This is a genomic window from Erythrobacter ramosus (genome assembly GCF_009828055.1).
Taxonomy (GTDB): domain Bacteria; phylum Pseudomonadota; class Alphaproteobacteria; order Sphingomonadales; family Sphingomonadaceae; genus Erythrobacter; species Erythrobacter ramosus.
In genome coordinates this window covers 128,520-153,035 of the sequence record NZ_WTYB01000002.1, presented here as the reverse complement: position 1 = coordinate 153,035, position 24,516 = coordinate 128,520, and the positions used below count along the sequence as shown (strand labels likewise).

Genomic DNA, 24,516 nt, shown 5'->3' with positions numbered 1-24,516 from the left:
GCGACCATTAGGTGGGAACGGCCGCAAGAAGGTGAAACACGCGCCAGAGCCGGAGAGCGGCGTCAGCGGGCTTCGAAATTGTTGTTCATGTATAGAGCGGTCAATCTGAACGAATCGCCGACACGCCTGACAGCCGCCATTCATTCGGCCAGCGCAGTCCGGGCCGCTTGCGCCGCGCCGCTGCGGCCCCTAACGCCGCCCGGCTATGACCAGCCCCGCCCCGTCACCCGCCCCTGTGGTATCCGGCCTTGCGCCAGCGCTGGGGGCCTACCTCATCTGGGGCTTCCTGCCGCTCTACCTGATCCTGGTGAAGACCGTGCCGCCGTTCGAATTCGTCGGCTGGCGGATCATCTGGACGCTGCCGCTGTGCCTGCTGATCGTCGCCTTTCGCCGCCAGTTTCCTGAATTGCTCGCGGCGCTGAAATCCCCGCGCAGCCTGCTGGCTCTGTTGGCGAGCGCGGTGCTGATCGGGATCAACTGGTTCGTCTATATCTGGGCGATCATGGCGGGCGAGGTGTTTGCGACCAGCATCGGCTATTACCTCAACCCCTTGGTCAACGTGCTGCTGGGCACGCTGGTGCTGGGCGAGAAGCTGTCGCGCCGCCAGTGGCTGGCGGTCGCCATCGCTGCCGTCGCCGTGGCGTTGCTGGCCGCAGGCGCGGTGACGAGCTTGTGGATCAGCCTGACACTCGGTTTCAGCTTTGCGCTCTACGGCCTTGTTCGCAAACAGGTTGCCGTGGGGTCGCTGCCCGGCCTCACTATAGAGAGCGCGATCCTGCTGCTGCCCGCGGTCGGGATTGCAGCATGGTATGCGATGAGCCCGCAAGGTTCGTCCTTCGGACAGGATTGGTGGATGAGCGGCCTCATCATCTTCTCAGGCGTGGTCACCGCCGTGCCGTTGCTGCTGTTTGCGATTGCGGCGCGGCGGATGGATTATTCGACGCTGGGCTTCATCCAGTACCTCTCGCCCACGATCGTCTTCTTCCTCGGCCTGTTCGTGTTCCACCAGCCGCTTGCCCCCGCAAAACTGGCGAGCTTCGTGCTGATCTGGGTCGCGGTCGGGGTGTTCGTCTGGGACATGTGGGCCAAGCGCAAGGCGGCGCTAGCCTAGGAACTTCCACTCCAGCGTCTGGCCGCCGTGCCACGGCACAATCTCCTCGCCCGTCACGTGCAGGACCGGCGGTACGGGGAATTCGGCGCGTTCCAGCGTCACCTTATCCTCATTCACCGGCAGTTTGTAGAACGCCGGGCCGTGGAGCGAGGCGAAGCCTTCGAAGCGGTCGAGCGCGCCCTCCTCGTCGAACACCGTGACGTAGCTTTCCAGCGCGGTCGGCGCGCCGAAGATCCCTGCGCACCCGCAGGCACTTTCCTTGGCGCTGCGCAGGTGCGGGGCGCTGTCAGTGCCAAGGAAGAACTTCCCCGACCCGCCCGTCGCCGCCGCTCGCAGCGCCAGCCGGTGCGTCTCGCGCTTGGCGACCGGCAGGCAGTAGTTATGCGGCTGGATCCCGCCCACCAGCATGGCGTTGCGGTTGATGTGGAGATGCTGCGGGGTGATGGTCGCGGCGACCTGCGGGCCAGCCTCCATCACGAAGTCCACCGCGTCGCTGGTGGTGATGTGTTCGAACACCACCCGCAGCTTCGGAAAGCTCGCAACAATCGCCCGCAAGTGCCGTTCGATAAACTCTTTTTCGCGGTCGAACACGTCGACATTGTGATCCGTCACCTCGCCGTGGATGCACAGCACGATATCCTCGGCCTCCATCCGCGCCAGCACCGGGTAGAGGTTCTCAATGTTCGAAACCCCGGCGGCCGAATTGGTCGTCGCGTTGGCGGGGTACATCTTGGCGGCGGTGAAGACGCCCTCAGCCGCCCCGCGCGCCAGATCGTCGGCGTCGGTGCTGTCGGTGAGGTAACACGTCATCAGCGGAGTGAAGCTGACGCCTTCCGGGACAGCGGCGAGGATGCGGTCGCGATAGGCTGCGCCCAGCACGGTGGTCGTCACCGGCGGAGTCAGGTTGGGCATCACGATCGCGCGGGCAAACTGGCGCGCGGTGTAAGGCACCACTTCGCGCATCACTGCGCCATCGCGGAAATGCAGGTGCCAGTCATCGGGGCGGCGGATCGTGAGGCGGTCGGTCATGGCTTCCCCTTAGCTTTGCGGGTGCCTATCTGTCACGCATGACTGCAACCCATTTGACCGCCCGCGCGCTGATCCGCCTCTCCCCCTTGGAAGAGGGCGAGGATGTCGCCGCCTTCCTGCAAGGCCTCGTCACCAATGACACAGCCGGGCCATTGCCCTGCTACGCTGCGCTGCTCAGCGCACAGGGCAAGCACTTGTTCGACTTTCTGGTGTGGGCCGACCCGGCGGGCCTGTTGCTGGATTGCGAGGCCGCGCTGGCGGATGATCTGGTCAAGCGCCTGTCGATGTACCGACTGCGCCGGAAGATCGCGATCACGCGCGAGGATGCGCTGGCGGTGCATTGGAGTTCCGTGGAAGAGCCGGGAGCGGTTCCCGATCCGCGCCTACCAGACCTCGGCTATCGCTGGCTCGCCCCGGCGGGCGGTGAGAGCGCCGATGCTGCATGGCTCGCCCACCGCCTGTCGCTCGGTGTGCCCGAGGGGCGCGGGGAACTGGGCGATATCCTGTGGCTGGAAACCAACGCAGTCGAACTGAACGGCGTCAGCTTCACCAAGGGCTGCTATGTCGGTCAGGAGAACACCGCCCGGATGAACTGGCGGCAGAAGGTCAACCGGCGGCTCGTCGTGGTGCCGCTGGCCGCATCGGACGAGGTGCGGCGTGTGGCGGCCTATCCCGCGCTCGGGCTGGCGGTGGATCACCTGCGGGTGGAGAACCTCGATCCCGCTGCTCTGCCGGTCTGGCAGCGCGCGGGCGTGACAAGCGAAGCCTAAGCCTGCTGGTGGCCGGCGAGGCTCGCTTCGAGCATCGCCGTCGCCCGCTCACGCGCGGCATCGCGCGGCAGTTCGAGCGACTTAGCCAGCGCCCCGCCGATCAGTGCATCGCCCAATGCCATCAGCACCAGCGACAGCGTGTCGCGGTGCAGCCGCCGCTCGGCCAGATGCTCCTCCGGCTCATCCGGAGTGAGCTCATCCAGCAGTTCATGGATGGTCGAGATGATCGGATCCAGCGCGTCATCATTGCCGGTCAGCAGCATCCAGCTGGTCAGCGCGCCCGCGCCTTCGCGGTCGAAGGCATCGAAGGCCAGATCCACCACTTCACGCGCTGAACCCATCCCGGCGCGGCTGGCGTGAACGGCTTGCAGGATCGTCTCGCACACAGTGCGCGCGATGTGTTCGGCCAGCGCCTTTTGCAGACCCGATGCCGAGCCGAAATGGTGCAGCAAGTTCGCGTGTGTGCGCCCGATCCGGGCCGAGACCGCCTTCAGCGTCACCGCCTGAGGCCCGGTCTCGATCAGCAGCGCACGCGCAGCGGCGAGCGCAGAACTGCGGGATTCCTCGGGCGTTAACCGTTTGCGACTGACCATAGGAGCGCCGCACTAATCGGTTTTGCGGTTGCGAACAAGGTGCCGGGAGGTGGGCGCGGTGTCAGGCCGCGCGGGCAAACGGGGCCGGGTCCATGTCCGCCTCCAGATCGAGCGCGTACTCGACCGATTCGACCGCGCCGCCGCGCGCCAGGCTATGCCGACCGCCCGTCCGGCCCGTCGGCACGAAGCCGAGCTTACGCAGCACCTTGCCCGAGGCGGGATTGTCGACGAAGTGGCCCGCCGTCACCCGCCTATGGCCCAGCGTGCGGGCAATCCGCAACACTGCGCCTGCCGCTTCAGTGGCATAGCCGCGGCCCCAGTGGTCACGCGCGATCCAGTACCCGATCTCGGGTTGGCCTTCATGCTCGCCCATCCCGGCCGAACCGATCACGCCAACGCCGGGCAGGGTCACGAGGAAGTGCGGCAGGCGCATATCCTGCGGCAGCGTGGCGAAGGCGCGCGCATCGTCCAAGCCATAGGGCCACGGCGCCCGCGCCAGATTGCGCACGACCGCCTCGTCATTGATGCCCGCCAGAATGGCTTCGCAATCCTCGGGGAATGCGGGTCTCAGGAACAGTCTTTGGCTGCGATGGAACACGAGAACTCCCTTCCTCGCCCGGCGCACCCCTAGGGGCAACGCATGACAATTTCATGGCCGCGAAACTTTGTGATTCGCGCGGCTGGTGAGGGAGAAAGCAAAAAGGGAGACGGACCCCCTCTGATGAGGACGGTCCTGTCTCCCTCTTATGGCAGGTTTTGCACCTGCCGGGACCATCCTTGCCGGACGATCCCTTTATCGAATCGTCGGCTTATTCGGCGGCTTCGGCCATCGCATCTACGCTGACGTATTTGCGGCCGAGCTTGCCCGAGTGGAATCGCACCACGCCTTCGGCGAGCGAATAGAGCGTGTGATCCTTGCCCATGCCGACATTGACGCCGGGATAGACGCGGGTGCCGCGCTGACGGATGATAATGTTGCCGCCGATCACTTCCTGACCGCCGAACTTCTTCACGCCGAGGCGACGACCGGCCGAATCACGACCGTTACGCGACGAACCGCCTGCTTTCTTATGTGCCATGGTTCAGTCGCTCCTTATTCGGCCGATGCCGCGGCTTCAGCCGGCGCTTCGGTCTTGGTCTTCTTCGCGGCGGCCTTCTTAGCCGGCTTCTCTTCGGCAGCGCCGACCGACATGATGCGCAGCAGAGTCATCTGCTGGCGATGGCCGTTCTTGCGGCGATAGTTGTGACGGCGACGCTTCTTGAAAACGATCACCTTCTCGCTCTTGGCCTGAGCGATGATTTCCGCCGAAACGGTCACCTTGCTCGCGTCGGCGAGATCGTCGCCTTCGCCGGCGAGCAGGATGTCGCCCAGCGTGATGGTGTCACCGGCTTCGCCAGCGAGCTTTTCAACGGCAATCTTGTCTCCGGCGGCAACGCGGTACTGTTTGCCGCCAGTGCGCACTACAGCGAACATGGCTTTATACTCTCGTGTCTGAGCCAATCGGGAACAGCCAGGAAACGCCAAGCCAACCGAACGGCAATGCGAGGCGTGCGCGGATGCAGCCCCGGAAAGATGCGTGCCGTTAGGGGAAAGGCTGAGCCAAGTCAACGCCCGCTTGGTGGGAAAGCCGCCCAAAAAGGATAACGCGGCCTAGTGTGAGGTCTCTTTGCCATCCCTGAGTGTCATGCTAACAGGACATGGGATTTTTATGCAGGCAAATTCGAAAAATACGCTGGGTCTGGTGCTGCTTGTCGCGGCGCTGACGGGGTGCGCCGCGGATGCGGGACGCTATCCATCGCTGGCGATGCGCCCGTTCGAAAGCGGCCCCGCACCCGAAACCCCTGCCCCGCCCCAAGTGATTCGCCCGGCCACGCCCGCGGCTCGCCTTGCTGAGTTACGCGGCGCTGCCACGGCGTCGCACGCGGCCTTTCTGGCCCGCGAGGATGACGCCGGGCGACTCGTGCGCGGCGCCGCCGGTCAGCCATTCGAAAGCGCATCGCGCGCAGCCGCCTTGGTGGCGCTGGCCGATCTGGACTCGAAGCGCGGCGCGACCGCTGGCACGCTGGCCGCGCTCGACACGCTTGCGGCTGAAGCCGCCGCCGCGCTCAGCCCCGATCCGGCGCTCAGCCAGATGCAAACCGAAATCGCCGCTCTGCTCGCCCGTGAGGACGAGGGGATCGCGCGGCTATGGAAGGCTATGGGATCATGAATCTTGCGTGCAGCACCTGTCCGGTCAAGGAAACTGCCGCCTGCGCGGTGCTGACCCCGGAAGAACGCGACGCGATGGCCGCCGCCGGTCGCACTCGGACGCTGAAACGCGGCGAGATGCTGTTTGCCGCAGGCGATGAAGAGGCCGCCTGCGCGACGTTGCAATCGGGTGCGCTCAAGGTTTCAGCCATCGATCAGGACGGCAACGAACAAATCCTCGCCCTCGTCCACCCGGCGGGCTTCATCGGCGAGCTGTTCGCGCCCTTTGCGCATCACGATGTAGTGGCGCTGACCGAAAGCCGCCTGTGCACTTTTGCCAAGCGCGACATCGAGCGCGCGATCGAGGATTACCCCGCGCTTGCCCGCGCGCTGCTGCGCCGCAGCCAGGCCGATCTGCTGGCGACTCGCAATCTGCTGGAACTCACTGGCCACGCCAGCGCCGAGGCGCGGCTGGCGGCTCTGCTCCATGATTTTGCCGGGGCGGCGAGTGAAAGCTCATGCCATCTCGCGCAATATTTCGAACTGCCGCTGACCCGCGGCGAGATCGCCAACATGCTCGGCCTGACGATCGAGACGGTGAGCCGCAAGCTCGGCGAACTGGAAGACATGGGCGCGATCCGGCGCGAGGGTAAGCGCGGCATCGCGCTGCTGGATGCGACAATGTTGCAGGACATATCGGGACGATAAGGGTTCGGGGCGGCGGCTTGGGAGTGGGTCCGCCGCCCCGAGGGGAGCTTGTCAGGTTACAATCGCGGCGATCAGCGCCACGGCGAGGCCCCACACCACCAGCAGCACCGGCAGGATCAGCACCTGAATGGTCGCATCGCGCGGCGCCAGGCGCCCAGTGTTGGTCATGATCCCGCGCGTCTCGAACTCGCCGAGCGTCTGGGGTTCGGAGACATTGTCCCGCAGCCGCGTCCAGACGGCCGGGACCGCAAAGGCCGCCACGATCAGCAGCACGATAATCGCCATCGGGATCGCCAGCACCGGGTTGGCAAAGGCCGTTCCGACAATCACCAGAAAGCCGAGATAGCAGCCAACGGTCGCGCCATAGAGCGCGGTGGGGAGGCCGAAATTGCGGTCGGCTTCGACCTGATGGCGAAGGGATGCTTCGACGGGCGCGGCAACAACGCGGGCATCGCCGCGGGCGATAAGGTCGTGGACGATGTGGCTCATGGTGATCCTCCTTGATGTTGGAGGCATGATTAGCGTGCGGCGCAGGGCCTCGCTTTGACCCGGATCAAATCAACTTTCCCAGCGGGCGAGATCGCTGTGGTCCTGTTCGCGCGGCTCGATCCAATGCCATTCGCTTTCCCCGTTTTGGGTGGCGCGCTTCTCGCGCTTCCAGAACCATGCGGCGCTTTTGAGGTGATCCATGCAGAAATCGACCGCGTCGATCGCATCACGGCGGTGGAGCGCGGCGGCAGAGACGCAAACGATCGGCTCACCGGGGCGCATCTGGCCGACGCGGTGAACCATCAGCAGACCCATCAGCGTGAAGCGTTCGAACGCCCGGTCGGCCAGGGCATGCATCCCCGGCAGAGTCAGCGGCTCGTAATGGGTGAGTTCGAGCGCTTCGACGCCTTCATCGTACCGAACCTCGCCCACAAAGGTGCACACCCCGCCCAGCCCCTTGTTGGCCTGCGTGAACGGGCCGATCAGCAGGCCGGGCAGGAACATCTGATCGAGCAGGCGGATATCGCGCATCAGCCCCCCGATACCGGCGGGAGCAGCGCGATCTCGTCACCCGCGCCGGCCTGCAATTTCGCTTTGTTGGGCAGCAGCGCGCCGTTGATCGCCACGCGGATACGCGGATCGTCGAGCGCCTCGGCCAGCGCAGACGGCAGCGCGGCCTTGAGCCCCTCCCAATCGAGCGGCTTAGACAGCGGAAGCGGCAAATCGATGGTGGCCGCCTGTGCCAGATCGGCGAGCTTGCCGAGCATCACGATGGTAGCCAACTCAGCCCCCCGTCATCGACATATGCCGCGCGGTCGCCGGATCGGCGCCGCGCGCGTCCATGCGGAAGTGGTGCTTTTCCGGCTTGATCCGCAGCGCCTCGTTGAGGGCGGCGGCGAGGTTCTCCTCCGGCGCGTCAGACCGCAGCGCGGCGCGCAGATCGACTCGCTCGCCTCCGCCGAGGCAGGGGTAGAGCTGCCCGGTCGCGGTCACCCGCAGCCGGTTGCAGCCCGAGCAGAAATTGTTGGTGTGCGGGGTGATGAGGCCCAGCCTGCCCCCGGTCTCGGCCACCTCGACATAGCGGGCCGGGCCGCCGGTCGAAAACGCCATGTCCTTCAGCTCCCAGCGCTGCTCCAGCGCGGCGCGGACATCATCGAGCGGGAGATATTGGTCAAGCCGCTCCTCCTCGACATCGCCCAAGGGCATGACCTCAATCAGTGTCACGTCGTGGCCCTGAGCATGGCCCCAGGCGATCAGATCGGGCAATTCACCTTCGTTGACGCCCTTCAGCGCCACGGCGTTCAATTTTACCTTGAGCCCCGCCGCCTTGGCCGCGGCGATCCCTTCGAGCACCTGCGGCAGCGCATCGCGCCGGGTCAGTTCGGAAAATTTCGCACGGTCGAGGGTATCGAGCGAGACGTTCACCCGCCGCACGCCTGCCTTGGCCAGCGCCTCAGCGTGCTCGGCCAGCTGGGTGCCATTGGTGGTCAGCGTCAATTCGGCCAGATCATGCCCCAGCCTGCGGCCCAATGCGGTGAACAGGTCGATGATATCGCGCCGCACCAGCGGCTCGCCGCCGGTGATGCGGATTTTGGTGACGCCGCGGGCGATGAAGCCGGTGGCGAGATCATAGAGTTCCTCGAGGCTAAGGACGTCCTTCTTGGGCAGGAAGGTCATCCGCTCGGGCATGCAGTACGAACAGCGCAGATCGCAGCGGTCAGTCACCGACAGGCGCAGATAGGTGATGCGACGCTGGAAGCTGTCGATCAGCGGCGGCGGGCTTTCCGCCGCGTCGCGCAGAACGATCAGATCAGGTTTGCGAGGAGGGTTGCGCGGCACATTGTCATTCATGGCACACGAGATACTGCCCTGTCACCCCGGGCGCATCTGACAAAAAGCGTAACGTCGCAGTTCGCGCCTCGCCTTCAAGGCCGGCAACCACATTGACCCGCTTGGGCGCAGCTTCGCGGGCCAGATCGCGGGCGAGCGCCAGCCGCCAATCGCGGTGATCGTGGGCAGCGGGCGGCAGGATGATCGCGAGCGCGGTGGTCTGCGCCTCCGCCAAGGCTGCACGCGCGGCTTCGAGGTGGAAGGCCATGAACGCGCCTGCCGCATCCAGCGCATTGTCGGGCAGCAGTCCGACCTCGATATGCCGCATCATCGGCTCACGCCCCGTGGGCCGCAGGCCGTTCGCGGTGAAGGGTGATTCCGATCTGCTCGTTGGCTTCGGCGATGGCGAGCTTGACGATCTTGATCGTCACCGCCTCCACCCGCGCGTCCTGCACGAACAGCGTGGTGCAGATGTGATCCGCCACCGCCTCGATCAGCTTGAAATGCACGCCCTGCGGCAACCCGCCCGAGGCGGCGAACTTCAGGTCCATGTAGTTCTTGGACGCATCAAGCGGGGTGTCGGGTTCGTAGCGATCCGCGATCTGGTAACGCGCCGCGATTGAGATGCGCAGCGGCTGGGGCTTGCCGGTCTCCTCAGAATAGATGCCGGTCAGGACATCGACGACGAGATCATTGACTTCAAGGGTAAGGGTATCGCGCATCGCGAGGCCGTTGGCAGGATGGGGCAGCGAAGTCCAGTGCAGTCCTGACGGGCGGGCGCCTAGCGGCTCCAGCGTGCAAAGATCGCAGTGGGGAGCAAGCGCCCGCCCTCGCCTTCCTCACGCACGGCGAGGTCGCCATGCTCGATCCGGCCCGGGAGGTGCGAAAGCGCCTCTTCCAGCAGGCCCGCAATCGCCAGGCTGCTCATCCGCACGGCATAGACGGTGAGGAATAGGAACCGGCTGTTGTTGTCGAGCAGCCGTGCGCAATCGGTGACGAGCCCAGCGAGATGTTCCTCCAGCCGCCACACTTCACCATCCGGCCCGCGCCCGAACTTGGGGGGATCGAGGATGATCCCGTCATAGCGCTTCTGCCGCCGCACCTCGCGTGCGGTGAACTTGGCAGCGTCATCGGTGAGCCAGCGGATCGGACGTTCGGCCATGTCCGAGAGCACAGCGTTCTCGCGCGCCTGAGCCACGGATTTCTTCGAGGCATCGACATGGGTGGCCTTGCCGTGCCGCGACAACGCCAGCGTGCCAAGGCCGGTATAGCCGAACAGGTTGAGCGTTTCCGCCTCGGTCATGTCGCCCAGCTGTGCGCGCATCCAGTCCCACACCGGGGCCATGTCGGGGAAGAATTGCAGATGGCGGAAGGGGGTCGGGCGCGCGGTGAAGCGCACGTCGTTCCACGCTAGCGGCCAGCCATCATCGGGCAGGCGCTCACGGAATTGCCAGCGGCCGCCGCCATCTTCGTCCGAGCCGGGGATGAACTCGCCCGCTGCGGGCCAATCAGGCAGGCGCGGGTGCCACATCGCCTGGGGTTCGGGCCGAATGAAGGCGCGCTGGCCGAAGGCCTCCCACTTGCGCCCCAACCCGCTGTCGAGCAGGCGATAGCCGTCCCACCCGGTGCACTCCATCACCAGCGGTTGCTGAACGAGGTCAGCCATTATCCGGCGCTGGTCGAGGCCGCATGGCTCAGCACATGATCGCGGGTGGTGGCGTAATCGCCGGCCAGCTCGATGAAGCTCTCTTCCCGCCCGAACAGGTCGCCGACCCGTGCAGGCAGCGAGGGGCGCACGCCGATTGCGCGCTCAACCGCGTCGGGGAACTTGGCGGGGTGCGCGGTGGCAAGGGTGACGATGGGAACGCCCGCTGGCACGCTGGCAGCAACCGCTTGCGCGCAGTGAAGGCCGACGCCGGTGTGCGGATCGATCACCTGTCCGGCCGAACGATAGGCCCATTGCAGCGCGCGGGCGGTTTCGACCTGATCGGCGCGCGCGCTGGTGAACAGCGCCGACGCGCCCTGTGCCTGTGCGTTGGTGAGCGTCATCGCCTTGGTCGCTTCGAAGGCGTGCATCTGCGCGGCCATTGCGAGGCCATCACGCCCGCCTGCGTCGAACAGCAGGCGTTCAAAGTTCGAGGACACCTGAATATCCATCGACGGCGTGATTGTGGCCGTCACCCCGCCCGCCGAGTAATCGCCGGAGGACAGTGCGCGGTGGAGGATGTCGTTGATGTTGGTGGCAACGATCAGCTTCTCGATAGGCAGGCCCATCTTCGCCGCGACATAGCCTGCGAAGACATCGCCGAAATTGCCGGTGGGGACGGAGTAAGCCACCGTCCGGTCAGGCGCGCCCAGTTGCAGCGCGCTGGCGAAATAATAGACCACTTGCGCCATCAGCCGCGCCCAGTTGATCGAATTGACCGCGCCGAGGTTGAGCGTGGCGGTCACATCCCCATCATTGAACATCCGCTTCACATGCGCCTGCGCATCGTCAAAGCTGCCATCAATCGCGAGGTTGTGGACGTTGGGGCTCAGCACCGTGGTCATCTGGCGGCGCTGCACGTCGCTGACCCGCCCGCTGGGGTGGAGAATGAAAATCTCCACACGCTCGAGCCCGGCCACCGCTTGGATCGCGGCAGAGCCCGTGTCCCCGCTGGTGGCACCAACGATGGTGAGACGCTCGCCCCGGCGTTCGAGGAAGGTCTCGAACAGGCGGCCGAGCAATTGCAGCGCCACGTCCTTGAAGGCGAGTGTGGGGCCATGGAACAGTTCGAGCAGCCAGTGCTGCTGATCAAGCTGCACCAGCGGCGTGACGGCGGCATGGCCGAAATCGCCATAGACCGTGTGGCACAGCGCCAGCAGCTCATCCTCGGTCAGACTGGGCGTGACAAATGGCGCCATAATCCGTGCGGCCAGATCGGGATAGGCGAGGCCGCGCATGTCGCGGATTTCGCTTTGGCTGAACCGGGGCCATTCGGCAGGCACGTAAAGCCCCCCGTCGCTGGCGAGGCCCGCCAGTGTCACCCCTTCGAAATCGAGCGCCGGTGCGCTGCCGCGTGTCGAGACGTATTGCATGGCGAAAGCGCCTAGCCTCGGCGCCGCCGCAATGCCAGCACGTAGATGACGAGTGCGGTCAGAGCGAAGAAGAACCACTGCCCGGCATAAGCCAAGTGGTTGTTGGGCAGATCGCCCGGATCAGGCTTGGCGAGCGGCTCAAGCCCGGCCTGCGGCGTTTCGGCGACGAGCCGGATGGTATCACCATAGCTTGCGATGCGTCCCGTCACCGGGCCGCCGCTCCATTCCGGGGATTCGGGCGAGCGCGACCAGCCCATTGTGACGTCAGCCTCACCCCCGCCCGCATGGCTGCACCGCGCAATATGCACCCAGCCCGAGCGGCCAGTGGCGGACTTGCCGGAAATCGGATCGGTGCTGCGCACGGCAAGGCAATTGATCGTCGTACGACGGAACAGATCGCGCTCGTAATCGGCAGGACTGGGCCACGGCACCACGGTGTCGTCCTGCAAGGCCGCCTGATACTGCGCGATCAGAGCCTCTTTCTCGGTCTTGCGGCCAAGCTGCCAGATGCCGAGCCCGATCATCGTCAGGACAGCCGCGATCACGACGATGGTCGAGAATATCGGAATACGGCGGGTCATGGCTGCTGGCTCTCTTCGTATTGGTGGTAGACCCACATCGTCTTGTAGAACCTCAGGCCAAAGATCACCGCGCCGACCGTCACCGGCGCCCAGAACACCAGCGAGGCCCAGATCGGCGGCCGCAGCCATTCGTCCACGCCCATCGCGGCAAGGATCAGCACCAGCGCCAACAGCATCGTCACGACGCCGACAAACCGTCCGCCGCGTTCAAGGCTGACGATATCGAGCCCGCAATGTGCGCAAGTCTCAGCCAGCCCGGCGGGCGCAGCGAACAGGGTCTCGGCGCCGCAACGGGGGCACAAACCGGAAAGGGCAGCCGAGACCAATCCCGGCTGCCCTTTCTTTTCCGTCGGACCGGGGTCCGCGTTCATCAATGGTATTCAGCGCCCCAGCCGCCCCACACGTAGATGGCGACGAACAGGAACAGCCACACCACGTCGACGAAGTGCCAGTACCATGCCGCCGCTTCGAAGCCGAAGTGCTGGCGCGGGGTGAAGTGACCAAGGTATGCGCGATAGAGGCACACAGCGAGGAAGATCGTCCCGATCGCCACGTGGAAACCGTGGAACCCGGTCGCCATGTAGAAGGCGCTCGAATAGGTGTTGCCGCCGAAGCCGAACGGCGCCGCGCTGTATTCGTAGGCCTGGATCGAGCTGAACAGCACGCCGAGCGCAATGGTCGCCCACAGGCCCTGCTTCAGGCCCACGCGGTCGCCATGAATCAGCGAGTGGTGCGCCCAAGTGACCGTGGTGCCAGAACACAGCAGGATCAGCGTGTTGAGCAGCGGCAGCGCGAAGGGATCGAGCACTTCCATGCCTTCAGGGATGAAGGCGGCAATCGCGCCCGCTTCGCCAAACAGGCTGGTGGTCGCACCGGTCGTGTGGTCATAGGTCAGCGGGGTCGGGAACAGCGCGAAGTCGAAGAAACTCCAGAACCAGCCGACGAAGAACATCACTTCGGACGCGATGAACAGGATCATGCCATAACGCATGTGGAGCTGCACCACAGGCGTATGGTCGCCGCGCTGGGCTTCGACAACGATGTTCTTGAACCACATGAAGAAGGTCGCGATCAGGCCCGCCAGGCCCGCCCACATCACGAAGCTGGATGCCGCACCGAACAGCTCGGGATGGAAGCTCAGCACCATGCCGCTGGTGAAAGTGAGCGCCGAAACCGAGCCGATCAGCGGCCAGATATCGGGTTCAAGAATGTGGTAATCGTGGTTTGCCTTGCCAGCCATTGGTCGTTCCCGTCCCTGGGTTGTGCTTGAAGGTTCAGTTTGTGCCGGTGGACACCGGGTTTACCGGGTCCTTGGCGCGGTGAAAAGTGTAGCTGAGCGTGATTTGTTCGACGCCCTGCATGTTCGGATCGTCCAGCATCGCCGGATCGACATAGTAGAGCACCGGCATCATAACTTCCTGTCCGGGCTGCAATGTCTGCTCAGTAAAGCAGAAGCACTGGATCTTGTTGAAATACTTGCCCGCCTGTTCCGGCGTGACGTTGAAGGTCGCCATGCCGGTCACCGGCGTGGAACCGAGGTTGCGGGCGACATAGGTGGCAATGTCACGCTCACCGATGGTGATGGTGTCGGTCGGCGCGCTGGGGTGGAAGGTCCACGGCATGTCCGCCGGGACCGACGCGTCGAAGCGGATCGAAATCTTCTGCCCCGTCACCAGCGTGGCGGCGCGCGCGGCGTCACTTTCGGTCGCCTGCATGGTAGTCCCGCCGAAGCCGGTGACCTGACAGAACAGCCGGTAGAGCGGCACCGAAGCATAGCCCAGTCCCAGCATCGCCAGTGCTCCCGCAAACGCCATCAGCCCGACCCGCAGATTGCGGCGTGCAGCGTCGTCAGCAATGGGCGGTAGGGTGGCCATCAGGTCTGGCCTCCGATGCGCACGATGGTGATGGCGTAGAACAACACCACGAAGAAGATCAGCGTACCGGCGACAACCCAGTTACGGGCTTTGCGGCGGCGCAGGAATTCACGCTCTTCTTCGGGCGTCATGCGATCCACCCCTGATAGGCCGCCACACGGTCCGCCACCAGCGCGGCGAAGAGCACGAAGAGATAGACGATCGAATATTTGAACAGGGTCTTCTCGGGCGTCATGGCGTCAACCTCGGCACGCATGCGGGTGAACACCGGCATCGCCAACACCACGAACAGCACCGAAAGCACCACCGCGACCGAGCCGTAGATCCAACTCGTCCCGCCGATATACCAAGGGGCAATCGCGATGGGGGCCAGCAACAGGGTGTAGATCATGATCTGGCGGCGCGTCACCTTCTCGCCCGCAACCACCGGCAGCATCGGAATGCCGACCTTGGCGTAGTCCGACTGCACGAACAGCGCGAGCGCCCAAAAGTGCGGCGGGGTCCAGAAGAAGATGATCGCGAACAGCAGAATCGGCATGGCGGTAATGTCGCCCGTCACCGCAACCCAGCCGATCAGCGGCGGAAACGCGCCCGCGCCGCCACCGATGACGATGTTCTGCGGGGTGCGCGGCTTCAGCCACATGGTGTAGATCACGGCGTAATAGATGATCGCGCCAAACAGCAGAGCCGCCGCCAGCCAGCCGATCGCCACGCCCATCAGCCCGACCGAGACCGCCGACAGGAAAATGCCGAAATCGCGCGCATCCTCGCGCCGCATCCGGCCGCCGGGGAGCGGACGGTTCATCGTGCGCTTCATCCCTGCGTCGATGTCGGCTTCCCACCACATGTTGAGCACGGCTGAGCCGCCTGCTCCCATCGCAATCGCGAGGATCGCGGTAAAGCCGAGCACCGGATGGATCGAACCCGGCGCAGCCAGCACGCCGCAGATCGCGGTGAAGATCACCAGCGTCATCACCCGCGGCTTGGTCAGCGTGAAGAAATCACGCCATTCCGTTGGCAGCGTTGCGGTGGTCTGAGGTGCGGTCGTAGCCATACTCTTGGGTTCCATCGGCAAGGAGCGCGGCCCTTGAAAAGCCGCGCCCCCTGCTTGTGCTCGTGTCCGGTCAGTGCGGCGCGGCTGTCACCAGCCCCGCCACCTGGCCGCGATCAGGCCGTCACCGGACGGTGATCGTGGTAGTCATGCGCGTCGGTGATCACCGGCAGCGTTTCGAACTGGTGATACGGCGGCGGGCTCGGCAGGGTCCATTCGAGCGTCGTCGCACCTTCGCCCCACGGGTTGGCAGCCGCCTTCTTGCCCGCCAGCAGCGCATAAGCGATGTTGACGAAGAAGAACACCATCGAACCGGCCATGATGTAGTACCCGTAGGTGCTGACCTGGTGCCAGAAGGTGAAGGCTTCCGCGTAGTCCGGATAGCGGCGCGGCATCCCCTGCATCCCGAGGAAGTGCTGCGGGAAGAAGATCACGTTCACGCCGATGAAGAACGTCCAGAAGTGCAGGTGCGAAAGGAGCTCGCTGTGCATCCGCCCGCTCATCTTCGGGAACCAGTAGTAGAAGCCGGCGAACATCGAGAACACGGCGCCCATCGACAGCACGTAGTGGAAGTGAGCGACCACGTAATAGGTGTCGTGCAGGTTGTCGTCGATCCCGCCATTGGCGAGCACCACGCCGGTCACGCCGCCCACGGTGAACAGGAAGATGAAGCCCATCGACCAGACCATCGGCGACTTGAAGCTGAGGCTGCCGCCCCACATCGTTGCGATCCAGCTGAAGATCTTCACGCCGGTCGGCACTGCGATCACCATGGTGGCCGCGGTGAAGTACATCTTCGTGTTCACGTCGAGGCCCACGGTGTACATGTGGTGCGCCCAGACGATGAAGCCGACCACGCCAATCGCAACCATCGCGTAGGCCATGCCAAGGTAGCCGAACACCGGCTTCTTCGAGAAGGTGGCGATGATCTGCGAGATCATGCCGAAGCCCGGCAGGATCATGATGTAGACTTCAGGGTGGCCGAAGAACCAGAACAGGTGCTGGTAGAGCACCGGATCACCGCCGCCGGCCGGATTGAAGAAGGTGGTGCCGAAGTTACGGTCGGTCAGCAACATGGTGATGGCAGCCGCCAGTACCGGCAGCGCCAGCAGCAGCAGGAAGGCGGTGACCAGCACCGACCACACGAACAGCGGCATCTTGTGTAGGGTCATGCCCGGCGCGCGCATGTTGAAGATAGTGGTGATGAAGTTGGTCGCACCCAGGATAGAGCCTGCGCCCGCAAGGTGGAGCGAGAAGATCGCGAAATCGACCGCCGGGCCAACCGAACCGCTGGTCGACAGCGGGGCATAGACCGTCCAGCCGGTGCCCGCGCCGGGACCGGTGCCACCGGGGACGAACAGCGAGAACAGCAGGCTGAAGAAACCAGCGACCGTCAGCCAGAAGCTGACATTGTTCATGCGCGGGAAGGCCATGTCCGGCGCGCCGATCATCAGCGGTACGAACCAGTTGCCGAAGCCGCCGATCATCGCGGGCATAACCATGAAGAACACCATGATCAGGCCGTGCGCGGTGATGAACACGTTCCACATGTGGAGCGCGGTGTTCAGATCATTGCCGCCGCCCATGAACTGGGCCCACCATTGCAGATACTGAATCTCGGGCTCGGCGAGCTCGACCCGCATGATGCCCGAAATCGCACCGCCCACGATCCCCGCGATAATCGCGAAGATCAGGTACATCGTGCCGATGTCCTTGTGGTTGGTCGACATGAACCACCGGGCAAAAAAGCCCGGCTTGTGGTCCGCGTGGTCGTGGGCGTCATGCCCATGCCCTTGGTCGTGGTGGGCGTCGAAGCCTTCTGCGGTGGTTGCCATGGTCAGCTACTCTTCTGCTTCTATTTCTTGTTCAGTCTCAGCGCGCCGCAGCCGGAGCGGCGGCGGCAGCAGCATCGACAGCGGGCGCAGCGGCCGGAGCCGCCGCTTCTTCGCCCGGCATCGAGCCGCCCTGCGCCTTCACCCATGCGGCGAATTCAGCTGGGGGAAGCGCTTCGATTGCGATCGGCATGTAGGCGTGGCGTGCGCCGCACAGCTCGGAACACTGGCCGTAATACACGCCCGGCTCCTCGATGGTCAGCAGCTTTTCGTTGAGGCGTCCCGGAACGGCGTCCATCTTGAACCACAGCGACGGCACGGCAAAAGCGTGAATCACGTCGCTCGCGGTGGTCTGGATACGCAGCGGCACGCCAGCAGGAACGACCATGCGGTTGTCGACAGCCAGTTGACCCGGCTCACCGCGGCGCACAGCCTCACCTTCGTCGAGCATGTTCGAGATCACTTCGATCTCGCCGTGGTCGGGATAGGTGTAGCCCCAATACCACTGATAACCGGTCGCCTTGATGGTGACGGCGTCAGCAGGCGGGGTTTCGTACTGGCGGGCCAGCAGCGTTATGGACGGCACAGCGATCACAACCAGGATGATCACCGGAACGATCGTCCAGATCACTTCGATCGCCGTGTTGTGCGTGGTGCGCGAGGCAACCGGGTTGCGGATGCGGTTGAACCGCACCACGACATACAGCAGCAGGCCGAGTACCAGCAGGCTGATCGCGGTAATCACCGGCATCAGGATGCCGTCATGCATCCACTGGGCGTACTTACCGTTTTCGGAATACTGATCCTGGAAGGTCATGCTCTTAAGCGCACCGTCCTCGTAGGAAGTCGGCATCCCCTTGCCCTTGGTCGGAGCCATCGGGGTGTAGGTGCCCGCCGCTTCGGCGGGCGCAGCATCAGCGGGCGCGGCTGTGGCAGGCGCAGCTTCAGCCGCCGGGGCCGTAGCTTCAACCGGAGTGGTCGTCGGCGCGACTTGCGCCGCAACGCTCAGCGGCGCGAACGCCGCGAGCCCGGCAGCGATCGCCGCCAGAATAGCATTTTTCATACGGGTGTGCCTTTGACCCATCACATGTGTCCAAGTGGTTCTAATCTGATCCCATACCGCCCACCACTCAGCCCCCTCGAGACCCGGTGCGGACAGCGTTTGGCTAGCCCTAAGGCCAGCTTCATCCTCGCCCTTAGCCCCGCTTGCCGAGGGCCTCAAGCGCTTCTAGGGAGAAAATTATGCAAGGCTCCATGTCGCCAACGCAAGTCGGCGCTTTCTTTCATGTTTTCTAAGGGGTTCCTCCGTGACGCAAGATGAAGTTCTGGCCGAATTCCGAGCCTCGGGCGCTCTGCTTGAAGGGCATTTCAAGCTGTCGTCCGGTCGGCATAGCGGACATTACCTACAGTGCGCCCGGGTGCTGATGAACCCCGCGCGGGCTGCGCGGTTGGCCGAAGCCGTCGTGGCAGGCATTCCTGCCGAAGTGCTTGATCAGGTTGACGTTGTCGTCTCGCCGGCGATGGGCGGGATCATAATCGGTCATGAAGTGGGCCGGACGCTGGGCAAGGATGCAGTGTTCCTCGAACGGCCAGAAGGCGTGTTCCACCTGAGGCGCGGCTTTGCGCTTTCCCCGGGCGCAAAAGTGCTGATGGTAGAGGACGTGGTCACCACCGGCCTTTCCAGCCGCGAAGCCATCGCTGCCGTTGCGCGTGAGGGCGGCGAAGTGATTGCCGAATGCGCGATCATCGACCGGTCTTGCGGGTCGGTCGATCTGGGCGTGCCTTTCTACCCGCTGCTCGCCATTGATTTCCCAACCTATGACGAAGACAGCATCCCCGAGGCTCTGGCGCGCGTAGAGGTAACCAAACCCGGCAGCCGGAAGGAATAGACAGATGAAGAGGCTCCTTGAATGCGCGGCACTGCTCATGCTTGGAGCCCTCCCGGCAGCCGCGCAGTCTGTCGCTCCTCCCGCGATTGACGCTGCGAGCGTCACTGCGGCGCTCAATCCTGAGACGGCCCCCGGCACGATCCTGATCGCGCGCGGCAACACAATCGTATTCGAACGCACGGTCGGCAACATCGCTCCTGGCGGTGACACGCCGCATGAACTGGGGCAGGTGTGGCGCTGGGCCTCGGTCAGCAAGCAGGTCACCGCCACCATCGCGATGCAGGAAGTTGCCGCAGGCCGCCTCGATCTCGACGCGCCGATCATCCGCTATCTGCCCGACAGCAAGGCGCCTTATGCCAGCCGCATCACCTCGCGGATGCTGATGCAGCACGTTTCGGGTCTGCCGCGCATGGAGGAAGGCCCCATTGGCCGGGACGATTGGTCGACCTTCTACTCGGTCGATCTCGATAGCCCCGCAACCGGGCGGACATGGTGCGAGGGGCCAACCACCCGCGAACCGCTGTCGGAATTCTTCTACGGTGACTGCGATTTCATCATGATGGCCGCCGTGATCGAGGCAACCAGTGGCAAGCCTTACGCCGCTCTGATTGACGAGCGCATCGCCCAGCCGCTCGGCCTAAACAGTGTCGGTGTATTTCCTCGCGCCGAGCCGACGGTGGCAGGCTTTGCGGAGGGCAAGCCTGAGTCGACGGCATTCCGGCTGGAGAACTTCGGCGGTGCGGGCGCGCTTTATGGCACGACCCGCGATCTCTTCGCGTTCGACCGGGCGCTGATGACCGGCAAGCTGATCCCCGATGCGCAGCGCGCGCAGATGTGGGACGGCAAACCCGAGTATGGCTTTGCGGCGCTCGGCCAATGGTCGTTTAGCTCGCCCCTCAAGGACTGCGGCGATACGCCTGTTCGCATTGTCGAGCGGCGCGGCTTCATCGGGGGCGTCGTGCTGCGCAACATCATCCTGCCCGATCTCGATATGGTGATTATCATGACAGCGAACCGCGCCGAGGCTGAAGCTGCGTTTGGCGAAATCTGGCAGCAGGTCGGCATTACCCATGATGTAATCCGCGCCGCCGTCTGCACGACAGGAACACCGCTTTGAACCAGACCCTCCACCCCCGCCCCCTGCGCCTCGGCGTGAACATCGATCACGTCGCCACGATCAGGAACGCACGCGGCGGGGATCATCCCGATCCGGTGCGGGCTGCGGAGATTGTCGCGGCGGTCGGCGGTGACGGGATCACCGCACACCTGCGTGAAGATCGCCGCCATATCCGTGACGAGGACCTGGCGCGGATTCAGGCGGCGACCAACCTGCCGCTCAACCTCGAAATGGCCGCGACCCGCGAGATGCTCGCCATCGCGCTGCGTCACAAGCCGCACGCCGCCTGCATCGTCCCTGAAAAGCGCGAGGAGCGCACCACCGAAGGCGGGCTCGATGCCGCCGGAATGCACAACACCCTCGCCCCGATTGCCGAGGAATTGCGCGCCGCCGGCATCCGGGTCTCGCTGTTCATCGAAGCGGACGAGCGGCAGCTTGACGCTGCGCTGCGCCTTGGCGCGCCGGTGGTGGAGTTCCATACCGGTGAATATGCCCACGCCTTCATCGATGGCGACCGTGAACGGGTGGAGCGCGAGCTCCGCCGCATCACCGATATGGCCGCCCTCGCCGCCAAAAACGGGATCGAGCCGCACGCGGGCCACGGCCTTACCTTTGAAAACGTCCAGCCGATTGCCGCCATCCCGCAAATTGCGGAACTCAACATCGGTCACTACCTGATCGGAGAGGCAGTCTTCGTCGGCCTCGAAAACGCGATCCGCCGGATGCGCGAATTGATGGATGACGTGCGCTGAGTAATCCTGACCTGCCTGCCCTAATCGGCGAACAGAAGCGCTGGGCGTTTGCGGCAGCGGCGCTGTTCCTGCTGGCGGTCGGCTTTCTCGGCTTTGCGCTCAATGCGCAGGTGATGGTGGTCTTCGCGGTTGGCTGGCTGGCGCTGATGATCTTCGGTTATGTCGGGGCGCTGAAGATGGCCAAGGGCGACTTTGCGCACCCGCTGTTCAAGTCGCAAGTGATGCTTCATGTGGTTGCGGTCGGCCTGCTGGTGGCGGTGATGATAAGGGCGTTTCCTTGATTACGCTCGCCCTCCGGCGAGCGATATCCTCGCTCACACGGCCCGACGGCCGCGTCGCTGCGGGCGGCCGGTCGGCCTTGCGGTCGCTGCGCGCCCGAACCAGCGCATTCATCGGAGTAGTCTCTTGATCATCGGCATGGGCTCCGACCTCTGCAATATCGAACGGATCGCCAGCTCGCTCGCGCGCTATGGCGAGCGGTTCGAGAACCGCGTTTTCACCGAAACCGAAATCGCCAAGGCCCGCCGCCGTCCCTTCACCATCGCCGGCACCTACGCCAAGCGTTTCGCTGCCAAGGAGGCGTTCAGCAAAGCAGTCGGCACCGGGTTCAAGCGTGGCGTGTTCATGAAAGACATCGGCGTGGTTAACGCCCCGTCGGGCGCGCCGACGCTGGCGCTGACGGGCGGGGCGGCTTTGCGGCTTGAAGAAATGATCCCGAAAGGCCATGAGGCGCGCATTCACCTAACTCTCACTGACGATCACCCGTGGGCGCAGGCCTTTGTGATCATCGAAGCCATCCCCCTTTGACAGGCCGCCCCATGGCACCCCCCGTGACAACAATCGAAAGCCCGCACGTGACTGACAGCAGCGCTCCGGACAAGGTCAATTGGCTCGCAGAAATTCGCGGTCTCGGGCTGATGCTGCTGGCGGTGCTGGCGTTCCACAGTCTGGTCGCCAAGCCGTTCTACATCCCCTCGACCTCGATGATGCCGAGCCTGTGGGTGGGGGACCGGCTGGTGGTGAGCAAGTATCCCTATGGCTGGTCATGGGCCTCTGCGAGCTTCCACATCCTGCCGCGCGGGAACTGGCGAGTGCTGGCTTCGACGCCGGAATATGGCGACATCGTGATCCCAGTGCACCCCGATCAGGACGTCGACTATATCAAGCGCGTGGTCGCCCTGCCGGGCGATACTATCGAAGTGCGCGGCGGCCAGATCATCCTCAACGGCAAGGCGATCAAGCGCGAGGTCGTGCCGCCGGTGCGCCTGCCGTTCGAGCCTGAGCTGTTGTGTCAGGATGGCAATGGTGAGCGCCCCTGCCTCCAGGCCTTCGAAGCATTCCGCAAAACCGGCGCAGACGGGCGCGACTATTTCGATCCGCCGACTTGGCGCGAAACCCTGCCCAATGGCGCGACCTATCTCACCATCGACTACCGCGATCAGGACCTCGACAATTACGGCCCGATCACCGTGCCCGAAGACAGCGTGTTCGTGATGGGTGACAATCGTGATCTTTCGGCTGACAGCCGCGCGCTGGCGATTGCCGACGGGCTTGGCGGGCCGGTGCCGATGGCCAATATCGGCGGGCGGGCGGAGTTCATCACCTTCAGCCTCAACGGGTCGACCACCTGGAACCCGGCGAGCTGGTTCTCCAGCCTCCGTGGTGACCGGGCGTGGACCACCCTGCGCCCGCCGCTGGCCGAAGGTGCCGCGGCCAAGTGATCTGCGCGAACGTGAACTGAGGCAGCAAGAATGGTCCGCAAGTTCCTCTATTTCGTCGCGTTCTGCATCGTGCTGGTGATCAGCGGAGCCATCATCCTCGCACTGTTTCCCAACGAACTGACGCGGCTTGCAACCGTGCCCACGGCCCCCTTCGTGCCGGTCAAGCCGATGGACGCCAACGCTTATGAAAGCCCGGCGCTGTGGTATTCGCGCCCCGGCATCGGAGTGAACGACCCGGCGCGCTGGCAGCCCGCCTATGCAGCGGATGCGATACCAATCAACGCCAGCCCGCCCCCGCAGCCCAAGGCACAGCGCGCCTTCGCGGTCTTCTTTATCCACCCCACCAGCTATGTGAACCGCAACAGCTGGAACGCCCCGCTGGAAAATGGCGGCGATCCTGAGGCTGAGCGGATCGCCCGCGTCTATCTGCGCGGCATGGCGAGCCCGTTCAACGCCGCGACCGAAATCTGGGCACCGCGTTACCGGCAGGCCACGATGGGCGCTTTCCTGACCGATGCGCCCCAAGGCAGGCAGGCGATCGACGCTGCCTATGCTGACGTGCGCGAGGCTTACCGCTTCTTCCTCTCTAGCGTTGACCCCGCCACGCCGATCGTGCTGGCAGGCCATTCACAAGGCGCACTGCATTTGAAGCGCCTGCTCGCCGAAGAGGTCAAGGGATCGCCTGTGGCAGCGCGGCTGGTTGCGGCCTATCTGATCGGCTGGCCGGTTTCGATGACCCACGATCTGCCGACCATCGGCTTTCCCGCTTGCGCCGCGCCGGGTCAGATCGGGTGCATCATCAGCTGGTCGAGCTTTGCCGAACCGGCCGATCCGGCACCAGTGCTGAACGCCTATGGCAGCACATTGGCGCTTGATGGCAAGGCGCCCGGCAAGGATCCCATGCTGTGCTCCAATCCCCTTACAGGCCGGATCGGAGGGAAGGCCCCGGCCAGCGCCAATCTTGGCACGCTGGTGCCCGAAGACAGCATGGAAAAGGGCGAGTTGCGCCCCGGCTTCGTCCCTGCCTCTTGCGATCCGCGCGGGCTGATGCTCATCGGCTCGCCCCCTGAAATGGGCAGCTACGTCCTGCCAGGCAACAATTACCACGTCTATGACCTGCCGCTGTTCTGGGCCAATACCAAAGCCGATGTGATCGCGCGGGCGGGTGCATGGAAAGCGCCTTGAATTCGGGCGGCGCGCTGATCTTCGAAGACCCGCGCCGCTTTGCCGATGAGCTGGGAGAGGGCGGCGTGCTGCTGGGGCTTGATCTGGGCACCAAGACGCTGGGCACGGCCCTGTGCGATGCCGGATGGCGCTTTGCCACCAACAACACCACCATCCAGCGCGGCAAGTGGGGCCGGGACCGCGAGACCCTCGCCGCACTGATCAAGGCGCGCAGCATCAGGGGAATTGTGCTCGGCCTCCCACGCAACATGGACGGCAGCGAAGGCCCGCGCGCGCAGGCCTCGCGCGCTTATGCCCGCAATTGCGCCGAAGCTTTCGGCCTGCCGCTGCTGCTGTGGGACGAACGCTGGTCGACCCAGGCCGCCGAAGCCGCGATGATCGGGCAGGACATGAGCCGCGCCAAACGCGCCGCCGCAATTGACGCTCATGCTGCAGCGGTGATCCTGCAAGGCGCGATCGATCGGCTGGCGGGGGGCGTGCTGTAGGTGATCGAGGATGCCGCCGGGTTAGCCATAGAAGCATTGGGGGAGCTCGGTTCACTTGCCGACTCCTCGGCCCGCAGGCGGCGCCGGACCGGTTGCGGGTGGTTCGCCCTGATCGGGACGAACGTTGTTCTGATCGCCGTCGGCGTGGCCAAGCTGAGCAACTGAAGCGCGTGCGCCCCTGCACGAAATAAACGATTGTGCGCCCCGCGCCCCCGCCCCTATGCGTGCCGGCT

34 protein-coding genes are annotated in these 24,516 nt (G+C 64.6%); 13 read left to right on the top strand and 21 right to left on the bottom strand.

Features of this window, described 5'->3' with window-relative positions:
- The first annotated feature begins 205 nt into the window (after positions 1–205).
- Complete coding sequence (gene rarD / locus GRI59_RS07335) at positions 206–1,111, top strand: EamA family transporter RarD (protein WP_160760582.1); 906 nt, start codon at positions 206–208, stop codon at positions 1,109–1,111.
- On the opposite strand, the gene pyrC is transcribed toward rarD, so the two are convergent.
- The gene (gene pyrC / locus GRI59_RS07330) at positions 1,103–2,140 is read right to left on the bottom strand and encodes a dihydroorotase (protein ID WP_160760581.1); all 1,038 of its coding nucleotides are present in this window, start codon (positions 2,138–2,140) and stop codon (positions 1,103–1,105) included. The two genes, rarD and pyrC, sit on opposite strands and share 9 nt — an antisense overlap.
- A 38-nt stretch (positions 2,141–2,178) precedes the next feature.
- Here pyrC and ygfZ point away from each other — a divergent pair, with 38 nt between their 5' ends.
- Positions 2,179–2,910, top strand: coding sequence for a CAF17-like 4Fe-4S cluster assembly/insertion protein YgfZ (gene ygfZ / locus GRI59_RS07325; RefSeq protein WP_160760580.1), 732 nt, complete (start codon positions 2,179–2,181; stop codon positions 2,908–2,910).
- Here ygfZ and GRI59_RS07320 read toward each other — a convergent pair.
- The 4 genes from GRI59_RS07320 to rplU all read right to left on the bottom strand — a co-directional run bounded on the left by GRI59_RS07320 (position 2,907) and on the right by rplU (position 5,139).
- Positions 2,907–3,503: a TetR family transcriptional regulator gene (locus GRI59_RS07320; protein ID WP_160760579.1), complete on the bottom strand. Its 597-nt coding sequence runs from the start codon at positions 3,501–3,503 to the stop codon at positions 2,907–2,909. The genes ygfZ and GRI59_RS07320 overlap by 4 nt on opposite strands.
- Before the next feature lie 61 nt (positions 3,504–3,564).
- A complete protein-coding gene (locus GRI59_RS07315; RefSeq protein WP_160760578.1) occupies positions 3,565–4,101 on the bottom strand; it encodes a GNAT family N-acetyltransferase in 537 nt (178 codons plus the stop codon).
- A 211-nt stretch (positions 4,102–4,312) separates the two neighbouring features.
- The gene (gene rpmA / locus GRI59_RS07310; RefSeq protein ID WP_068351314.1) at positions 4,313–4,582 is read right to left on the bottom strand and encodes a 50S ribosomal protein L27; all 270 of its coding nucleotides are present in this window, start codon (positions 4,580–4,582) and stop codon (positions 4,313–4,315) included.
- 14 nt (positions 4,583–4,596) lie between these two features.
- Complete coding sequence (gene rplU, locus GRI59_RS07305; protein WP_237440741.1) at positions 4,597–5,139, bottom strand: 50S ribosomal protein L21; 543 nt, start codon at positions 5,137–5,139, stop codon at positions 4,597–4,599.
- A gap of 73 nt (positions 5,140–5,212) precedes the next feature.
- Here rplU and GRI59_RS07300 point away from each other — a divergent pair, with 73 nt between their 5' ends.
- Positions 5,213–5,713: a hypothetical protein gene (locus GRI59_RS07300; RefSeq protein WP_160760577.1), complete on the top strand. Its 501-nt coding sequence runs from the start codon at positions 5,213–5,215 to the stop codon at positions 5,711–5,713.
- Positions 5,710–6,399 (top strand): Crp/Fnr family transcriptional regulator, encoded by a 690-nt coding sequence (locus GRI59_RS07295; protein ID WP_160760576.1) that lies wholly within the window; start codon positions 5,710–5,712, stop codon positions 6,397–6,399. Before GRI59_RS07300 ends, GRI59_RS07295 begins: the two co-directional genes overlap by 4 nt.
- A 51-nt stretch (positions 6,400–6,450) precedes the next feature.
- Here the strand turns inward: GRI59_RS07295 and GRI59_RS07290 are convergent, their stop codons facing one another.
- From GRI59_RS07290 to coxB, 16 genes are all read right to left on the bottom strand, one after another.
- Complete coding sequence (locus GRI59_RS07290; protein WP_160760575.1) at positions 6,451–6,888, bottom strand: hypothetical protein; 438 nt, start codon at positions 6,886–6,888, stop codon at positions 6,451–6,453.
- A 69-nt stretch (positions 6,889–6,957) separates the two neighbouring features.
- Positions 6,958–7,419, bottom strand: a complete 462-nt coding sequence (locus GRI59_RS07285; protein ID WP_160760574.1) for a molybdenum cofactor biosynthesis protein MoaE — start codon at positions 7,417–7,419, stop codon at positions 6,958–6,960.
- Complete coding sequence (locus GRI59_RS07280; protein WP_237440740.1) at positions 7,419–7,670, bottom strand: MoaD/ThiS family protein; 252 nt, start codon at positions 7,668–7,670, stop codon at positions 7,419–7,421. The genes GRI59_RS07285 and GRI59_RS07280 overlap by 1 nt, the downstream gene beginning before the upstream one ends.
- 1 nt (position 7,671) lies before the next feature.
- Positions 7,672–8,739, bottom strand: coding sequence for a GTP 3',8-cyclase MoaA (gene moaA, locus GRI59_RS07275; protein ID WP_160760573.1), 1,068 nt, complete (start codon positions 8,737–8,739; stop codon positions 7,672–7,674).
- Entirely contained in the window at positions 8,732–9,049 is a 318-nt protein-coding gene (locus GRI59_RS07270; RefSeq protein ID WP_160760572.1) for a Rossmann fold domain-containing protein, read from the bottom strand. Before GRI59_RS07270 ends, moaA begins: the two co-directional genes overlap by 8 nt.
- A 4-nt stretch (positions 9,050–9,053) precedes the next feature.
- Positions 9,054–9,440 carry a dihydroneopterin aldolase gene (locus GRI59_RS07265; protein ID WP_160760571.1) on the bottom strand — a complete coding sequence of 129 codons (387 nt, stop codon included), beginning with the start codon at positions 9,438–9,440 and terminating at the stop codon, positions 9,054–9,056.
- A gap of 59 nt (positions 9,441–9,499) precedes the next feature.
- The gene (locus GRI59_RS07260) at positions 9,500–10,384 is read right to left on the bottom strand and encodes an RsmD family RNA methyltransferase (RefSeq protein WP_160760570.1); all 885 of its coding nucleotides are present in this window, start codon (positions 10,382–10,384) and stop codon (positions 9,500–9,502) included.
- On the bottom strand, positions 10,384–11,796 hold the full coding sequence (thrC, locus tag GRI59_RS07255) for a threonine synthase (RefSeq protein WP_160760569.1): 1,413 nt from the start codon (positions 11,794–11,796) through the stop codon (positions 10,384–10,386). Before thrC ends, GRI59_RS07260 begins: the two co-directional genes overlap by 1 nt.
- An 11-nt stretch (positions 11,797–11,807) precedes the next feature.
- Positions 11,808–12,377, bottom strand: coding sequence for an SURF1 family protein (locus GRI59_RS07250; RefSeq protein WP_160760568.1), 570 nt, complete (start codon positions 12,375–12,377; stop codon positions 11,808–11,810).
- The gene (locus tag GRI59_RS07245) at positions 12,374–12,703 is read right to left on the bottom strand and encodes a DUF983 domain-containing protein (RefSeq protein WP_237440739.1); all 330 of its coding nucleotides are present in this window, start codon (positions 12,701–12,703) and stop codon (positions 12,374–12,376) included. Before GRI59_RS07245 ends, GRI59_RS07250 begins: the two co-directional genes overlap by 4 nt.
- 44 nt (positions 12,704–12,747) lie before the next feature.
- Entirely contained in the window at positions 12,748–13,617 is an 870-nt protein-coding gene (locus tag GRI59_RS07240) for a cytochrome c oxidase subunit 3 (protein WP_160760567.1), read from the bottom strand.
- Positions 13,618–13,651: 34 nt separating this feature from the next.
- A complete protein-coding gene (locus tag GRI59_RS07235; protein WP_160760566.1) occupies positions 13,652–14,251 on the bottom strand; it encodes a cytochrome c oxidase assembly protein in 600 nt (199 codons plus the stop codon).
- On the bottom strand, positions 14,251–14,382 hold the full coding sequence (locus GRI59_RS15935; protein ID WP_272917007.1) for a hypothetical protein: 132 nt from the start codon (positions 14,380–14,382) through the stop codon (positions 14,251–14,253). Before GRI59_RS15935 ends, GRI59_RS07235 begins: the two co-directional genes overlap by 1 nt.
- The gene (locus tag GRI59_RS07230; protein WP_160760565.1) at positions 14,379–15,305 is read right to left on the bottom strand and encodes a heme o synthase; all 927 of its coding nucleotides are present in this window, start codon (positions 15,303–15,305) and stop codon (positions 14,379–14,381) included. The genes GRI59_RS15935 and GRI59_RS07230 overlap by 4 nt, the downstream gene beginning before the upstream one ends.
- 113 nt (positions 15,306–15,418) lie before the next feature.
- Positions 15,419–17,137, bottom strand: coding sequence for a cytochrome c oxidase subunit I (ctaD, locus tag GRI59_RS07225; RefSeq protein ID WP_160760564.1), 1,719 nt, complete (start codon positions 17,135–17,137; stop codon positions 15,419–15,421).
- A 37-nt stretch (positions 17,138–17,174) separates the two neighbouring features.
- Entirely contained in the window at positions 17,175–18,197 is a 1,023-nt protein-coding gene (gene coxB, locus GRI59_RS07220; protein WP_160760563.1) for a cytochrome c oxidase subunit II, read from the bottom strand.
- Positions 18,198–18,441: 244 nt separating this feature from the next.
- Between coxB and pyrE the strand changes: the two genes are divergently transcribed.
- The 9 genes from pyrE to GRI59_RS07175 all read left to right on the top strand — a co-directional run bounded on the left by pyrE (position 18,442) and on the right by GRI59_RS07175 (position 24,448).
- Positions 18,442–19,023 carry an orotate phosphoribosyltransferase gene (gene pyrE, locus GRI59_RS07215; RefSeq protein WP_160760562.1) on the top strand — a complete coding sequence of 194 codons (582 nt, stop codon included), beginning with the start codon at positions 18,442–18,444 and terminating at the stop codon, positions 19,021–19,023.
- A 4-nt stretch (positions 19,024–19,027) separates the two neighbouring features.
- The gene (locus tag GRI59_RS07210) at positions 19,028–20,140 is read left to right on the top strand and encodes a serine hydrolase domain-containing protein (RefSeq protein ID WP_237440738.1); all 1,113 of its coding nucleotides are present in this window, start codon (positions 19,028–19,030) and stop codon (positions 20,138–20,140) included.
- On the top strand, positions 20,137–20,892 hold the full coding sequence (locus GRI59_RS07205) for a pyridoxine 5'-phosphate synthase (RefSeq protein ID WP_160760560.1): 756 nt from the start codon (positions 20,137–20,139) through the stop codon (positions 20,890–20,892). Before GRI59_RS07210 ends, GRI59_RS07205 begins: the two co-directional genes overlap by 4 nt.
- 110 nt (positions 20,893–21,002) lie before the next feature.
- Positions 21,003–21,173: a hypothetical protein gene (locus tag GRI59_RS15800; RefSeq protein WP_237440737.1), complete on the top strand. Its 171-nt coding sequence runs from the start codon at positions 21,003–21,005 to the stop codon at positions 21,171–21,173.
- A gap of 124 nt (positions 21,174–21,297) precedes the next feature.
- On the top strand, positions 21,298–21,699 hold the full coding sequence (gene acpS / locus GRI59_RS07195) for a holo-ACP synthase (RefSeq protein ID WP_160760559.1): 402 nt from the start codon (positions 21,298–21,300) through the stop codon (positions 21,697–21,699).
- An 11-nt stretch (positions 21,700–21,710) separates the two neighbouring features.
- Positions 21,711–22,613: a signal peptidase I gene (lepB, locus tag GRI59_RS07190; protein WP_160760558.1), complete on the top strand. Its 903-nt coding sequence runs from the start codon at positions 21,711–21,713 to the stop codon at positions 22,611–22,613.
- 30 nt (positions 22,614–22,643) lie between these two features.
- Positions 22,644–23,798 carry a DUF3089 domain-containing protein gene (locus GRI59_RS07185; protein WP_160760557.1) on the top strand — a complete coding sequence of 385 codons (1,155 nt, stop codon included), beginning with the start codon at positions 22,644–22,646 and terminating at the stop codon, positions 23,796–23,798.
- Positions 23,783–24,283 carry a Holliday junction resolvase RuvX gene (gene ruvX / locus GRI59_RS07180; protein WP_160760556.1) on the top strand — a complete coding sequence of 167 codons (501 nt, stop codon included), beginning with the start codon at positions 23,783–23,785 and terminating at the stop codon, positions 24,281–24,283. Before GRI59_RS07185 ends, ruvX begins: the two co-directional genes overlap by 16 nt.
- Positions 24,284–24,448 (top strand): hypothetical protein, encoded by a 165-nt coding sequence (locus GRI59_RS07175; protein ID WP_160760555.1) that lies wholly within the window; start codon positions 24,284–24,286, stop codon positions 24,446–24,448. It begins immediately after the preceding gene.
- Positions 24,449–24,516: the final 68 nt, after the last annotated feature.